Genomic DNA, 15,196 nt, shown 5'->3' on the forward strand with positions numbered 1-15,196 from the left:
TCCCTAGAGTCGTTAAGAAAAAACCAAGCCGATACCCTAGAAAAAACAATGCCGCTCACCTTAAGTGAACGGCATTAGAGCAAATGCTCCTCTTTTTTGTGTCTGTCGTTTATACCGAGTAAGTAGGCGTTAATGGGCAACGTTAACTTGTGATTATTTATTAAGTTAGGCCAACTTAATGATGATTATGTTTATAACTCACTGTCGTTATTGAATTTTTTACGCTTTTTTTACGCGAACTCCGAATGGGCTTTTGCTAAAGTTTTCTACATCGAATTTTGGTTGATGTATTTTATGTTTGTTCAATGGCGAGATAACACCTTTCTCTTTTCTACTACCGTGATTGTTGGCGCGGTTGTCGTCTCATGGTTGTTAGACCAACTGTTTGGCTCTACGGCTGCCGTCCTGCTGATTTTACAGTTAGCAGTCGTGGTAGTGGCGTTTCAATGCAACTCGCGATTCGCTTATGCGGCGGCGGTGATCGAAGCGCTGAGCTTCAACTTCTTTTTTACGACACCTCGTTACTCTTTGCAGATGTTTCGTCCGGAAGACATTTTTAATTTAGTCGTGTTTATGGTGGTGGCATTTATCACCAGCACCTTTGCGGATCTTTATCGTCGCCAGCAGGGCGAGTTAAAACAAACCAAGCTGCAAAACAGCATCCTGCTATCGGTGTCCCATGACTTACGCACGCCGCTGGCAACCATTATTGGAACATTGACCACACTCAACGAGTACATGCCCAAGCTCAATGACTTAGAGCGTAAAGAATTGCTCGACAGTGCGACTTCAGAAAGCCATCGCTTGCATCAATATATCGAGAACCTCTTACAGGCGACTAAGCTCCAGCACGGCACATTAAAAATTACCAAAAAAGATGAGTTGATTGCAGATATTGTTCGGGATGCGGTTTCTCGTTTGCCAAATTACACCGAGAAAGTGTCCATGAATATGGATGATTCCGTTGATTATTTGTCAGTAAGTCGTTCGCTCATCGAGCAAGCGATTTTTAATGTGTTGGATAATGCCATGCGATTTTCACCAGAGAATGAATCTGTCGAGGTTTCACTTTCTAAGCAGGGTTCGTCGTGCGTGATTGATGTTCGGGACATGGGGATTGGCATCAAAGCTGAAGATGCGGAAAAAATATTCAGCCTTTTCTATTCCGACGCGAACAACAAATCGGCCGATTCAGGCACCGGAATGGGACTCGCGGTTGCCAAAGGCATCATCATCGCACACCAAGGAGAGATTCAATCTATGCCAGTATCAGAAGGGACGCTGATCCGCATTCGACTTCCACTCAATCCAGGAGCAGAGCAGGCGTGAGTTACAAAGTTTTAGTCGTGGACGATGAGCCTCGCATTCATACCTTTATTCGAATTTCGCTGTCTGCTGAAGGGTTTGATTACATTGGCGCGAGTACCATTGCAGAAGCCAAAGCGTGTTTCGAAGCGCATTCGCCGCACGTCATTCTGCTAGATTTAGGCTTGCCCGACGGCGATGGGAAGGAGTTTCTCACTACGCTTCGTCAGACGTATAAAACGCCAGTGCTAGTGCTGACGGCTCGCGATCAAGAAGAGGAAAAAATCCGCCTTTTAGAAGCGGGCGCGAATGATTACTTGAGCAAGCCTTTTGGCGTAAAAGAGCTCATCGCGCGCATCAAAGTGCTGGTTCGAGATTTGGTGGATGAGAAATCCATCGCTGATGAGCTGGTGGCTGGCCGAGTCAAAATCATCAAAAGCACCCACCAATTTTGGTTGGATCAGAGGGAAATTCCACTCACCAAGAAAGAATTTTCTTTCATTGAACAGTTGATTCTCAAGCCGGGAAAACTCATTGAGCAAACTCATTTGCTAGCGGTGATTTGGGGAAAAAGTCATGTCGAAGATACTCACTACTTACGCGTGTTAGTGAGTCAACTACGCAAAAAACTGAACGATAGTGCTGACGAACAGCGACTTTTAAAAACCGAGCCGGGGCTGGGTTATCGTTTAGTGCTAGAGGCGTCCAAGCACCACTAAATTCCAAATTTAATCAACGTTAATGCCAAGGTTTAGTGCTGGTTATCGGCACTCGAACAGGATTCGTGTTGCCTATTTTCCGTGACGGAAAATCAGTCTAGCCCTTAACGCATTAGCATTTTCTATACATAAAACACAGTTAGGTATTGATATGGCTCACTTTACAGTAATTGGTCTAGGGCGATTTGGCGTTGCCGCCAGCTTAGAACTTATTCATCTTGGACACACCGTAACGGGGGTGGATAGCGCCCCGAAAATCGTCGAAAAATACGTCGAGGAGTTAACGCAAGCGGTCATATGTGACGCAACAGACGAAGGTGCACTCAGAGAGTTAGCGTTAGCAAACAGTGATGTGGTGTTGGTGGCGATTGGCGAAGACATGCAAGCCAGTTTGTTGTGTACTCTGGCGCTGAAAAATCTGGGTGTGAAATCCATTTGGGTCAAAGCGAGCACCAAAGCACACCACACCATCGTGTCTAAGCTTGGTGTACAACGCATTATTCATCCGGAAGAGGAGATGGGCGTAAGAGTCGCACAGGCACTCAACTATCCGATGGTGAACAACTATTTGGAAATGGGGCATGGCTTGTATGTGGTGGAAATCCACGTTAAATCCAATCTGCACGATACGCCGCTTTCTAAGTTGATCAGCCGAGGCAGTTACAACATTCAGCCGATCTTGGTGAAGCGCGAAGAAGCCATCTACACCAATATCAATGATGAGTTTGTGCTTAATGAGTTCGACACGCTGTTGCTTTGTGGTAGTCGCGCTGAGCTGAAATACGTCGCTCCAAGGTTGGTGTAACATGGTTTTGTGGCATCCCTCTATTATCCCAATCGAGCGAAAACCCAAAGCGGGCAAAAAATTGTTGGGCGCACCGCCATTAATACTTAGCCTCAGCTTTGCGTGCTTGATCATGCTCGGCACGGTCTTACTCAAACTGCCGATTGCCACCACAGAGCCCATCACTTGGATTCAAAGCCTGTTTACTGCGACATCGGCCATTACGGTGACGGGATTAGTTGTGGTAGACACGGGCACGGCGTTTACGCCTTTTGGGCAAGTGGTTATTGCTTTCCTGATTCAATGTGGTGGCCTAGGTTTAATGACGTTTGCCATCGTGACCTTGCTGGCTCTGGGCGGAAAAATTGGCTTTTTGGAGCGAGCAGTCGCGAGAGAGGCGTTCAACCAGACTGATTCATCGACACTCATTGCCACTGCTAAATCTGTATTGATGTTCGCTCTGCTCGTTGAACTTATTGGTTTCACTATTTTGAGCGTTTATTGGAGTGAAGAGCTGGGCTGGGAAACCAGTTTGTTCCATGGTTTCTTCTACACCATCAGTGCGTTTAACAATGCAGGTTTTGCGTTGAGTGCCGATAGCTTAATGCCTTACGTGGACGACCCGGTCGTTAACTTCACCATTACCAGTTTGTTCATTATTGGTGGTTTAGGCTTCTCGGTTTGGATTGACTTAAAACGCAATCGCCGTTGGCATCGACTCACCGTTTACAGTCGAATGATGATCTTAGGCACGATGATCATTAACGTGGTGGCACTTATCGCGATTTATCTGATTGAATATGACAACCCCAACACGCTTGCCCCGTTGAGCGAAGCAGGGAAATGGTGGGCATCGTGGTTTCAAGCGGTGACGCCAAGAACGGCAGGGTTCAACACTTTAGCTATCGATCAGTTGGAAGATGCCACAACGGCGATCATTCTGGTGTTGATGTTTATCGGCGGTGGATCATTGAGTACGGCAAGTGGCATTAAAGTTGTGACATTTATAGTGTTAGTCTTGGCGACTTACAGCTATTTGCGTCGCGATGAAGCAACCTATGCCTTTCAACGCGAGATTCCCAAAGAGACCATCAGCAAGGCATTGGCGCTGACTCTGATCTCGGTGGGGGTGACTTGGTTTGCCATATTCACGCTGTTACTGACAGAGAAAGCGTCTATGTTAGACATTATGTTCGAAGCGGTCTCGGCACTGGGTACGGTTGGGTTATCGCGAGGCTTAACGGGCAGTTTGTCCGAACCGGGTGAGTTAGTGATCATCTTCATGATGTTTATGGGACGATTAGGGCCTCTTACATTAGCGTACTTCTTAGCCAGTCCAAGAAAGAAAAAAGCGCGTTACGCGAGTACTAAACTGGCAATAGGGTAAATGGGCTAACTCGTACAAAGTGAGCAAAAGGCTAGACAAAAGAGGAGTAACTGCTCCTCTTTTTGTGCTCGTTGTAGCCACGAAACTGTATACGGCAGTCTCTCTCACAACAATTTATGATTCATCTCTATTTTTTATCATTTATAAATTGTCGTTTTTGAGGTGTTGTCCAGAATGGCATTATCCACGTGCAACATAAGATTGCCGGGAATAAAAATAATTACAATACTGCCTTACTGGAAGATACATGAAAATCAAACCCCTCCCACCTTTAAATAGCCTCGTTGCGTTTGAAGCGTCGGCGCGGCACTTGAGTTTTACATTAGCCGCTGACGAGCTAAACGTGACCCAAGGTGCTATCAGTCGCCAAATTAGACAATTAGAAGAATACTTAGGCAAGGCTATGTTCACGCGAGCCAATCGAAGCATTAATTTAACGCCTACAGGTCTTCAATATTATCAAGCTGTCAGCCAATCTTTGCTCGATATTGCTCAAATCACGGGTGAAGTGAAGAAGTGGCAGGGCGAACAAAAGATCACGGTTGCGACGACAAATGCAATGGCAGCCTTGTGGTTGTTGCCTAAGGTTGCTCAATTTCAAAATGAACATGATGACATCGATATAAGGATATTGGCCTCAGATAATGTGTTGGACTTACGCCGATTAGATTGCGATATCGCCTTGTTTTATTGTCGCACTCCACCTGCGGAAATGGACGTGACAACGCTATTTTCAGAAGAAGTATTCCCTGTGTGTAGCCCGCTTTATCTAGAGAAAATCGGCCAGCCTAGTAAGCCAGAAGAAATCTTCAATAAAACGTTACTCTATCTGGAAGAGTCTCAAAGAGATTGGGTGAATTGGGAGCAGTGGTTTGCGAGTGTAGGATTGCCAAATATTTCGCCTCGTAATCGCATGAACATCAATAACTATCCAATGCTGTTACAAGCGGCAATTAATGGTCAGGGAATCGCGTTAGCCTGGGGGTCATTAGTGGACGACTATTTACAAAGCGGTGCTTTAGTTAGGCCAGTCGAACACGTGCTTTCAACACCTTCCAATTTCTCTATGCTTGAACCTAAAAATAGAGGTTTAATCCCAGCAAGCGTCAAGCGTTTTAGAGAGTGGCTTTTGCAACAGTTGCCAGATGAGGTGGGTGATCGAGGTTTAGCCTAAATCAATAAGCAGAGAAAATAACAGAGTTTGGTCATGTTAAAAAAGCGGGAGTACCAGTTCCCGCTTTGTTTTAATTGATTGATGAAACGACTCACTAACTTAGTACTGGTCCCTGATTGAGTGTGGAATCATCTTTTAGTGAGGATGTTGAAGCAATAGGCTCGGAAACCACTGTTTTGCTTTCAACAAGCGGTTCAACAGGACCATCAAGTTTCTCTTGCTCTGGGTGAACATGCTCTGGAAGCATTGCCCATGGCTTAGGTTCGCGTCGAATACTATGAAACAGCGTTAAGCTCATCACCGCGATAAAAATGGCGATAGGGAAACCGGCAATAATGGAGGCCGTTTGCATTGCTTTTAACCCTCCTGCGTATAGAAGTACTCCCGCAATGGCTGCGATCATGATCCCCCACAATACGCGTATAGAGGTGGGAGGCTCACTGTGCCCAGCGGCATCGAGGGTACATAGAACCAAGGTACCCGAGTCTGCGGAGGTAATGAAATAAGTACCGAGTAATAGACACGCAAGCACGCTAAGTAGTTTACCAAACATACCTGTATCTAGATTGTCGAATAGCGTAAACAAAGCGCGTGTCGTATCGGCTTTAGTCGCTTCAAGAATCGGGCCGCCAGAAAAATCCGCAGGTGGTGTTTGTTTGGCTTCTTGTGCCGCAGTGACTTGCTCTTGATGAGCAACACGAGCGTCTTGCTCTACCTTCAACGCTGCACCACCAAATACTGAAATCCATAAAAACGTGATCAGCGTGGGTACGATTAGAGCACCGCCGATAAGTTCACGTATTGTGCGTCCTTTAGAGATACGAGCCACAAACATGCCAACGAAAGGTGCCCAAGTCATCCACCAAGGCCAGTAATAAGCCGTCCACCAGTTTTGCCAGCCAGAGTCATTCTGTGCATCGCTCCATAAGCTCATACCGACAATGTTTTGTGCATAAAGCCCTGTGCTTTCAAGTAGCGTATTTAAGATATAGCGAGTTGGACCAATGTAAAGTACGACTAGCACGAGTGCGAGTGAAAGCAGCATGTTCCATTCTGATAAACGGCGAATACCTTTTCCTACACCAGATAGCACCGACGCAACCGCACAAGTACAAAGGGAAACGATAATAAAGAGTTGAATCCCCAAACTAATTTCTAGACCAAAGGCTTGATTCAAACCAGAGTTTATTTGGATAACTCCCATCCCCAAGGTTTGAGAGATACCGAAAGCAGTCACCGCGACTGTTAGGATATCAACCGTGTGCCCGATAGGCCCATAAATACGATCACCAATCAAAGGGTACAAGATAGAGCGTAGGGTAAAAGGCAGATCTTTACGGTAGGAAAAGTAAGCTAATGCGAGTGCAACAATGATAAAGACAGACCAAGGATGTAGACCCCAGTGAAAGAATGTCAGTTTCATTGATGTTGTTGCGGCTTCATTGGTCAGGCCTTGAGTAAATGGGTTGTCAGCGTAATGCCACATCGGTTCGGCGACCGACCAGAAAATCAAGCCTATCCCCATGCCTCCGGAAAAAAGCATGGATACCCAAGACAAATAACTAAACTCTGGTTTTTCGTCATCTTTACTCAAACGAATATGCCCATATCGACTAACCATAAGGTAAAGAAGAAAACCGACAACGAGTGAAACAAGTCCGATGTAAAACCACTTCATATTCTGTAGCAAAATGCCGGAAATCGTTTCGAAGTATTGGCCCGCTTGATTGGCGAGAATGGCGCAGAAAAGTACAAAACCGATAACGACGATCTTTGATGCGATTGTCACAGTCGGATTGAGTCCTTTCAATATCCCAGATGTTGCTCTCATAGGCATCCCTCACAGTGCGTTTGTTTTAACGTTATTGTTTGTTGCGTTATTGTTAATTTTTGAAAGAGAGTAGAGAGAGGGCTTTTGTGTTTCAACTGATTAATACTCATCGGTTAATGAGTATTAATCATGACAAGAAGATCATTGTTAATTAAAAGGTTATTTTTTTGTTCGAGATCAATGCATGAATGACAAAAACTCATCCAAGCCCGGCGAAAAAGTCGTTTGTTTGTTGCCGGGTTGTTAATCAAAATTATCTCCACTAACACAACACGATGTTGTACGCACTGGATGCAACTCGACTCTCGGAGATAAGAATATGAGCAATGTCAACCAAACCATTATTCCTGTTGAACTTGTTGATAATGTACTGAACCCAATCAGTGAAGCAACAGGAATGCCGAATCAGGCCTACACCAGCGAAGAGTATTTTACTTTTGAGCGTGATCAGGTGTTTGGTAACACTTGGGTATGTATTGGTTTTGCATCAGACCTGCTTAGAAATGGTTATGTAATGCCACTTGATTTCATGAATCTTCCACTACTCATGATGAGAAATCGTCAAGGTGAAGTCCAAGTCTTCCACAACGTGTGTAGCCACCGAGGTATGAAGCTGGTTCATGAGGCAGGCGAAGTTCAAGGCATGATTCGCTGTCCTTACCATTCATGGACGTACGATCTTGACGGCAATCTAAAAGGCACACCACACATCGGTGGTATCGCAAAACACAAAGATGACCGATTTAAGTGTGAAAAGCACGGCCTTAAGCCACTTCGTTCAGCCGTTTGGATGGACATGGTATTCGTCAACTTATCGGGCAATGCAGAAAGCTTTGAAGAGCATATCGCGCCGCTAGAGCAACGTTGGCAGCAATTCTTAGGTGAAGAAGGATTAGGGCTTCTTCGCCGCGTGAACATGGGTGGCAACTTAGAGATAGAAGTGAAAAGTAACTGGAAGCTTGCCGTAGAAAACTACTGTGAAGCTTACCACTTACCTTGGGTGCATCCGAGTTTGAACAGTTATTCTCGCCTAGAGGATCACTACAACATCATGTTTGCAGAGCGTTTTGCTGGCCAAGGTAGTCTCGCATACAACCTCTCTGATACTGCAGGAACACACTTACCTAAATTTCCAAGCTGGCCAGAAGATAAACTGCGTCATGCAGAATATGTTGCACTCTTTCCAAACGTGTTGCTTGGTATTCAAGCCGATCATGCCTTTGCAATGATGATTGAACCAATCACTGCGAATAAAAGTGTTGAGCACCTACGTGTTTTCTATGTGGGTGATGAAGCAACGAAAGATGAGTTCGCTGCGTGCCGTACTGCTACCGTTGAGTCATGGCGAGTCGTATTCGGCGAAGATATTGGAGCGGTCGAGGGCATGCAGGAAGGTCGTTACTCACCTGGCTTTGGTGGTGGTGTGTTCTCACCAGAAATGGATGTTCCGACGCATTTCTTTCAAACCTGGTTGGCAAAGCAAGTGAAAGCGGCACTGGAGCAGTAATATGATGCATTACCTTAATTATATTGATGGTGAGTGGTGCGATTCAGAGCAAGCGCTGACCGTCATTAACCCTGGCACAGCCGAAGCGTATGCGACGATTGCAGAAGCCACTATCACCGATGCCGACCGCGCAATGGCAGCGGCACGTCGAGTGGTCAAGCAAGGTCTTCTTTCGGACGTTCGTCCAGCCGTCAGAACCGAGTGGATGTTAAAAGCCTCCGCGGCTATTCGTGAAATGGTTGATGAAGGTGGGTTAGTTGCCTGCCGTGAAAATGGGAAATCTTTGCAAGATGCCAAAGATGAGTTTTTAGAATCGGCACGTTACTTCGAATACTACGCTGGCATGGCCGACAAGCTGGAAGGCACGTCAATTCCATTGGGTAAAGATTATGTCGATTTCACCCAATATGTGCCGTTTGGTGTGTCAGTGCAGATTGTGCCGTGGAATTTCCCAGTTTCTATTTGTGCACGCTCATTAGCACCTGCATTAGCTGCTGGTAACGCAGTGGTGATCAAATCGCCAGAGATTTCCCCACTCGCTATGACGTTGTTGATTAAAGCGATTGAAAAAGCGGGCTTCCCAAAAGGCACGATTAACTTGCTATGTGGCAAAGGCTCAGTCGTTGGCAGCCACTTGGTGCAGCATCAAGACGTTGATCAAATTGTCTTTACAGGTTCTGTGCCGACCGGCCAACGCATACTGAAAGATTCAGCGCAACGCGCCACACCATCTGTGATGGAGCTGGGTGGTAAATCGGCCGCTATCGCACTGAAAGATGTGAGTCTCGAAACGCTTTTACAAAGCGTTCAAGTCGGCATTTTCTTTAACGCTGGTCAAGTTTGTTCGGCAATGTCTCGTTTGCTAATTCAAAAAGAGCGTTATGAAGAAGTAAAAGCGGCGGTAGTGGAAATGGCAAAAAGCCTAACTATTGGTCAAGGCGAAAGCCAGCCGGACATCACACCGTTGGTATCGGCTGATCAACAAGCACGCGTGCTTGAAATGATAGAACAAGCAAAAGCCGACGGCGCGAACATCCTAACGGGTGGGTACGCCCCTGATTTGTCAGGTTACTTTGTGGCACCGACGGTGATTGAAGCCTCACCAGATATGCGTATTGCTCAAGAAGAAGTGTTTGGCCCTGTACTGGTAATTACACCGTTTGAAACCGAGCAAGAGGCCGTTGAAATCGCGAATGGCACCGATTTTGGCCTGGTCGCTGGTGTCTTTGGTGAAAGCCTAAACCAAACATTGCGTGTGGCACAGCAACTGCGTGGTGGACAAGTGTTCATCAATGAATGGTTTGCTGGTGGCATCGAAACACCATTTGGTGGCGTGGGCTTGTCCGGGTTTGGGCGAGAAAAAGGACAAGAAGCGATTTATAGCTACGTCCAGACACGCAATATTGCCATTCGTTTGCAGTAAGACAGCAACGTATAGCTACCGTGTAACTGTATTTTCATCACCTCGTACCGGCTTGGATTTCAGACCACAAGCTAGGGCGAGGTTGATGGAATCACAACAAATCTGACAGCGGTTTGTAAACACGGAAATTCTGAACAAGGTAGTTGGAGTATAAGTGATGAGAAAGTGGCTCTGTATTATTTGCGGCTTAATCTATGATGAAGCACAAGGTTGGCCATCCGATGGCATTGCACCAGGAACAGCATGGGAAGATGTACCGGATGACTGGTTATGTCCTGACTGTTTAGTGGGTAAGGCCGATTTTGAAATGATCGAAATCACCGACGATGCGCCACTAGAAGAGGTTGCAGCTGTGTCTTCGGTGTCGGTAGAAGCGTCTGTTCAGCGAAATACGGCTCAGCCTCTTCCATCTGAAGTTACTCAACCTGTATTCTCAAATGACCCTATCGTTATCATAGGTAGTGGCCACAGTGGTTACCAGTTGGCGGCGGCACTTAGAGCACAATCCGAGACGGTTGCTATCACCGTCTTTACCGCTGATGATGGCGCTTTGTACAGCAAACCAGCTTTGTCTAATGCGTTGGTCATGAACAAAGACGGCGACGCGCTGCAAAGTGAAAGCGCGTTGAAGTGGGAAAGCCGTCTCAATATCCGCGTTTACCCGCATACGCGTGTTGAACAGATCGATCGTGCCAATTCAACGCTACATACCTCCATCGGTAAATACGCCTACAGCCGCTTGGTACTGGCAACAGGTGCATCACCGATTGAAATCCCAATTGAGGGCGATCGCTCTTGGGTTATGAGTGTGAACGACTTAGTTGACTACCGCCGTTTCAGATCGGAGCTGCAAGACAAAAAGCGCATCGCGATCCTAGGTGATGGCTTAATTGGCTGTGAGTTCGCGAATGACCTGATCGAAAGCGGTTATGAAGTGACAGTTATCGGGTTGGGTCAATGGCCAATGGAGCGTTTGATCCCGCAACAGTTGGGTGAATCATTACAAAGTGCACTCGCCGAACGAGGCGTGCAATGGGCTCTACAAGACAGTATCGCCAGAATCGAGCCAAGGTCCGAATCCAGTGCGGTTTTACATCTGAACAGTGGCAAGCAGATTGAAGCAGACCTAGTGCTAAGCGCGGTTGGACTCAAACCAAATGTTTCTCTGGCTGAGCGCGCGGGGCTCGAAGTGGGCCGCGGCATTAAAGTGAATCAATTCGGCCAGACGAGTGATGAGAGTATTTACTCGCTAGGCGACTGTGTTGAAACGGAGCAAGGTTGGCAGCCGTATATTGCGCCGATTAATCAAATGATTCCTTCCGTAGCGAAAAGCTTGCTAGGTGATATTACGCCTACCTCTTTAACACCAACTCCAGTGATTGTAAAAACGCCGATTCTTCCACTCACGATTTTCCCGGTAGCCGCTGAAGAACAGGGACAATGGTACATTGAGAACCAAGCAGATGAATTGACCGCTGCGTTTTATTCACCAGAAGGAGCAATGCTCGGTTTTGCGTTGCTAGGAAGAAAAGTACAGTCATTACGCGGCCCTTGGCTAGATCAATTGTCATTGAAACTGTCAGCAGCGTAGCGGAGAAAAAAGATGATTCATTTACCCAATGATGACGTGACGTGTGGTTGGTACCATGCGTTGCCAAGTATTCCAGAAAAATCGGCGTTAAAAGGTAAACAAAGTGCTGACTATGCCGTGTTAGGTGCCGGTTTCGCAGGCCTAGCTATGGCAAGACGTTTAGCTGAACTTATGCCTAATGCACGAATTATACTGATTGATGCGCAACGTATCGGCCAAGGGGCTTCAGGAAGAAATTCGGGCTTTGTTATCGATTTGCCTCATAAGTTTTCACTTGAGCATCCCGACTCTGAGCACAAACAAAAGTTATTGTCGCTCAACCGTTCTGCGATTGCTCAGCTAAACACTTTAGTGTCGAAGCACAGTATTTCTTGTCAGTGGTCAGCAAAGGGCAAATATCAAGGAGCCGTAGGGGCGCGCGGTGAAGCGTATCTCGATCACTTTGAGCACCTAATGAAAGACCTTGGCGAACCATACTTCCATGTTAATGGCAGTGAGCTGGCGAAAGTCTTGGGAACCAACTACTACAGCCGCGCAATTTACACGCCAGGTGGTTATTTAATGCAACCTGCTGCTTTGGTGCGTGGGCTAGGGGAAAGCCTTCCAGAGAACGTCGAGGTGTTAGAGAACTCGCCAATCCGCAAGCTCAGTAAAGAAAACGGTTGCTGGGTATTACATGGAGATAGTGGCTCTGTTGAAACCCCTGAACTGCTGCTTGGGACCAGCATTTTTACTCGGGAGTTTGGTTATCTTAAAAACAGACTACTTCCAGTGATGACGTTTGCAAGCTGGACGCGTCCATTAACCGACGCAGAAATGCAACGATACGGAGGTGAGCTGAATTGGGGGTTAACTCCAGCTGATCATGCGGGAACGACGTTACGTATGACCGCCGATCGACGTATTTTGATCCGCAATACTTACAAACACGTGCCGAAATATGGCTCAAGCATGAACGATAAAGTCAGAGAGCAAATCCGAGACGATCATCGTCAAGTCTTTCTGGCGCGTTATCCCGAGCTGGCCGACGTACCATTTACTCACACATGGGGTGGGGTGTATGCAATCTCTCGTAACTTTACTAACTTTTTCGGTCAATTAGATGAAGGTGTTTATGCCAGCGCTTGTGACAATGGTGTTGGTGCTGCGTGGGGAACCATTTCTGGAACACTGTTAGCTGACTATGTCGTTGGTGCGACATCTAAATCATTGGATGACATACAGCAAGTGACAGGAATGCCTTGTTTGAATCCGCCAGAGCCTTTTTTAGGTTTGGGAGTAAAAACGCGTATCCAATTAGCAAAATGGCAAAGCCGGAGTGAATTATGAAGCCAGTCAAACTTGTTGATAGTAAAAGTCTAGATTTCAATGTTCGTGGTGATACGCCGGGAATGGCGTATGTTGCCAGGGCGTTAAGCCCAGAAATTTCACCAAACATAGGCGTAGGCTTTGCTAAATGGGAAGGCGCTAAAGTGGCTTGGACAGTGCTTTATGATGAGGTTATTTTCGTGATTGAAGGCTGTTTCGAGCTGACCGCAAATGGTGAAACACATTTTGTGCACCCAGGTCAGATGCTGTGGATACCGGAAGGGACTGAATTGGTTTATGGTGGGCATGCTCTGTTCGGCTATGTGGTTCATCCAGGAAACTGGAAAGAGTTACATGGTATTGAATGACTTTTATCATTTAGTAGTGTTTCGGAAAGGCAAAACAAAAATCCGATTTTTACCCATGAGTTTTCGTAAAAGAACTTAATCTCAGTGGAGCAAGGGTTTCTTACTTGCTATGTTTCTTGGTCACGTTTCCAGACGTGTTAGACCTTTCTCAATTGCTATTTTATCTATCAAAAAGGGAAGCCTTGGCTTCCCTATAATGAGTCTTCTTTTGGCTTGGCTGAATCTTTTATTTTAGCTCAAATTTACCCTGCATGATTGCCCAGTGACCCGGGAACGAACAGAAGAATGAATAGTCACCGCCGGCTTTCATTTTCTCAGTACTGAACGTAATGCTGGTGCTTTCACCGCCACCAATTACTTTTGTGTGAGCGTAGACGCGATCATCATTTGGTTTTACGTAGTTATTTTCTGCTCCAGCTGCCATGCCATCAGTACCGACTGCTTGTAGGTTGGCTGTGTCAGAGATGACCACGTTGTGACCCATCGATTGCGCTGGCATCTTACCTGTGTGATTCAGCGTTAGTTTTACCTCTTTACAAGTGGCTGGTACGCTCAATGTTTTAGTAGAAAACTGCATCATATCGTTAGCATCTAATGACACTTCACACTCGGCACTGGCTTGGGCACCAAAGCTCATTCCTACTAATGCGAAGGTTGTTGCTAATAAACGTAAAGACATATAACACTCTCCATTTTGTATTTTAGGCTGACTTGGATTGATCTTATCCAATAGTTCTCATTATCAGCCAATTTTCACTCCAAAAACGTGCTTCAATCGGTATATTGACGTTTTGTTGCAAGCTTGTACTGGTCAGTTCCGCTATTTGATCACTCAAATGCCTTATTTCATGCGATTGCGTGAGTTAAATCAAAAGTCGTGATTAGCCAGAGTTAAGGTGAAAATAATCTCTCTAAACGGGTGGCAGAATTGTTTGGTTTTACGGTATTGGAGAGGTTTCAAGAAAGAAGCTCAGCTAAATTGCTGAGCTTCTAGAGAACAGACGACAAGTAGACCTAGCGAGTTTGCTTTAACGTGTGCAACACATCATGCAGTGAAGGTGCGACGGTATGGCCTAATTGTTTTATTTCGTTGCAAGGCTCAACCAAATCAGGAATTTGATAAGTGATCATGTTCGCTGCTACAGCAGCACGCACGCCATTATTTGAATCTTCAAAGGCGAGACATTTGGTTGGATCTACGCTTAGACGACTTGCTGCAAGCAGGTAGATCTCTGGCTCAGGTTTGCCGTGTGACACTTCACAGCCTGTCGTTAAGTTGTCGAAATACTTGCTTAGGCCCGCTAATTCCAACTTCTTCTGTGCCACTTCTTTTGCTGTAGAAGTGGCGACTGCAATTGGCAACCCTTGGCTTTTCAACCACTCAAGCAGCTCAATCACCCCTTCTTTTACTGGTATCGCTTGGTGCTTAACCACAGCGTCGTAACGGTCGCGCCACTCTTGGTGTAAGCGGTCAAGATCATCCCCATAAGCTTTACGAAAAATCACTTCAATGCCCGCTGCATTGCGACCAATGATTGAAAGATAAACATCTTTATAGAAGGGTAGGTTCTGGGCTTCACATGCTTCTTGGAAAATATGCATACAGACGCGCTCAGTATCAAGGAGCAAACCATCCATATCAAAAATAGCAGCTTGGTAGTTCATTACATTAAGACTTTTTGGTTGGGATGGCGCATTTTGACACAAGCAGATCGGTTTTTCTTCTAAAAATTAGAACTTGATTTTGATCCTATGAGTTCACATTGCCTTTGAACACACTATACACAGAGTCTATAAAC

General features: G+C 46.0%; 13 protein-coding genes and 1 pseudogene. 11 read left to right on the forward strand and 3 right to left on the reverse strand.

The features are described 5' to 3' along the window. Window positions 1-285 precede the first annotated feature (285 nt). From R7Z77_RS14755 to gcvA, 5 genes are all read left to right on the forward strand, one after another. Window positions 286-1,329, forward strand: coding sequence for a DUF4118 domain-containing protein (locus R7Z77_RS14755; RefSeq protein WP_162171731.1), 1,044 nt, complete (start codon window positions 286-288; stop codon window positions 1,327-1,329). Further along, window positions 1,326-2,024: a response regulator transcription factor gene (locus tag R7Z77_RS14760; RefSeq protein WP_025768538.1), complete on the forward strand. Its 699-nt coding sequence runs from the start codon at window positions 1,326-1,328 to the stop codon at window positions 2,022-2,024. Before R7Z77_RS14755 ends, R7Z77_RS14760 begins: the two co-directional genes overlap by 4 nt. 151 nt (window positions 2,025-2,175) lie before the next feature. Continuing rightward, entirely contained in the window at window positions 2,176-2,829 is a 654-nt protein-coding gene (locus tag R7Z77_RS14765; protein ID WP_025768537.1) for a potassium channel family protein, read from the forward strand. Window position 2,830: 1 nt separating this feature from the next. After that, on the forward strand, window positions 2,831-4,195 hold the full coding sequence (locus tag R7Z77_RS14770) for a TrkH family potassium uptake protein (RefSeq protein WP_025768536.1): 1,365 nt from the start codon (window positions 2,831-2,833) through the stop codon (window positions 4,193-4,195). A gap of 247 nt (window positions 4,196-4,442) precedes the next feature. Continuing rightward, complete coding sequence (gene gcvA / locus R7Z77_RS14775; RefSeq protein ID WP_017635307.1) at window positions 4,443-5,369, forward strand: transcriptional regulator GcvA; 927 nt, start codon at window positions 4,443-4,445, stop codon at window positions 5,367-5,369. A 94-nt stretch (window positions 5,370-5,463) separates the two neighbouring features. On the opposite strand, the gene R7Z77_RS14780 is transcribed toward gcvA, so the two are convergent. Next, window positions 5,464-7,200 carry a BCCT family transporter gene (locus R7Z77_RS14780; protein WP_031778888.1) on the reverse strand — a complete coding sequence of 579 codons (1,737 nt, stop codon included), beginning with the start codon at window positions 7,198-7,200 and terminating at the stop codon, window positions 5,464-5,466. 319 nt (window positions 7,201-7,519) lie between these two features. Between R7Z77_RS14780 and R7Z77_RS14785 the strand changes: the two genes are divergently transcribed. The 6 genes and pseudogenes from R7Z77_RS14785 to R7Z77_RS14810 all read left to right on the forward strand — a co-directional run bounded on the left by R7Z77_RS14785 (window position 7,520) and on the right by R7Z77_RS14810 (window position 13,397). Continuing rightward, a complete protein-coding gene (locus R7Z77_RS14785) occupies window positions 7,520-8,707 on the forward strand; it encodes an aromatic ring-hydroxylating oxygenase subunit alpha (protein ID WP_005375185.1) in 1,188 nt (395 codons plus the stop codon). Window position 8,708: 1 nt separating this feature from the next. Further along, window positions 8,709-10,130 (forward strand): aldehyde dehydrogenase family protein, encoded by a 1,422-nt coding sequence (locus R7Z77_RS14790; RefSeq protein WP_005375192.1) that lies wholly within the window; start codon window positions 8,709-8,711, stop codon window positions 10,128-10,130. A gap of 157 nt (window positions 10,131-10,287) precedes the next feature. Next, a pseudogene (locus R7Z77_RS14795) lies at window positions 10,288-10,449 on the forward strand (rubredoxin); the annotation flags it as partial. Beyond that, window positions 10,438-11,721, forward strand: a complete 1,284-nt coding sequence (locus tag R7Z77_RS14800) for an NAD(P)/FAD-dependent oxidoreductase (RefSeq protein WP_240703664.1) — start codon at window positions 10,438-10,440, stop codon at window positions 11,719-11,721. The pseudogene R7Z77_RS14795 and the gene R7Z77_RS14800, both read left to right, overlap by 12 nt. Before the next feature lie 12 nt (window positions 11,722-11,733). Next, a complete protein-coding gene (locus R7Z77_RS14805; protein ID WP_213967610.1) occupies window positions 11,734-13,050 on the forward strand; it encodes an NAD(P)/FAD-dependent oxidoreductase in 1,317 nt (438 codons plus the stop codon). Beyond that, the gene (locus R7Z77_RS14810; protein WP_017635301.1) at window positions 13,047-13,397 is read left to right on the forward strand and encodes an ethanolamine utilization protein EutQ; all 351 of its coding nucleotides are present in this window, start codon (window positions 13,047-13,049) and stop codon (window positions 13,395-13,397) included. Before R7Z77_RS14805 ends, R7Z77_RS14810 begins: the two co-directional genes overlap by 4 nt. Window positions 13,398-13,623: 226 nt before the next feature. Here R7Z77_RS14810 and azu read toward each other — a convergent pair whose 3' ends face one another. Both azu and R7Z77_RS14820 read right to left on the reverse strand, forming a co-directional pair. Continuing rightward, window positions 13,624-14,076, reverse strand: coding sequence for an azurin (gene azu, locus R7Z77_RS14815; RefSeq protein WP_005375211.1), 453 nt, complete (start codon window positions 14,074-14,076; stop codon window positions 13,624-13,626). A 335-nt stretch (window positions 14,077-14,411) separates the two neighbouring features. Continuing rightward, window positions 14,412-15,062: an HAD family hydrolase gene (locus R7Z77_RS14820; RefSeq protein WP_054578640.1), complete on the reverse strand. Its 651-nt coding sequence runs from the start codon at window positions 15,060-15,062 to the stop codon at window positions 14,412-14,414. Window positions 15,063-15,196: the final 134 nt, after the last annotated feature.

The organism is Vibrio sp. 1401 (genome assembly GCF_033340295.1).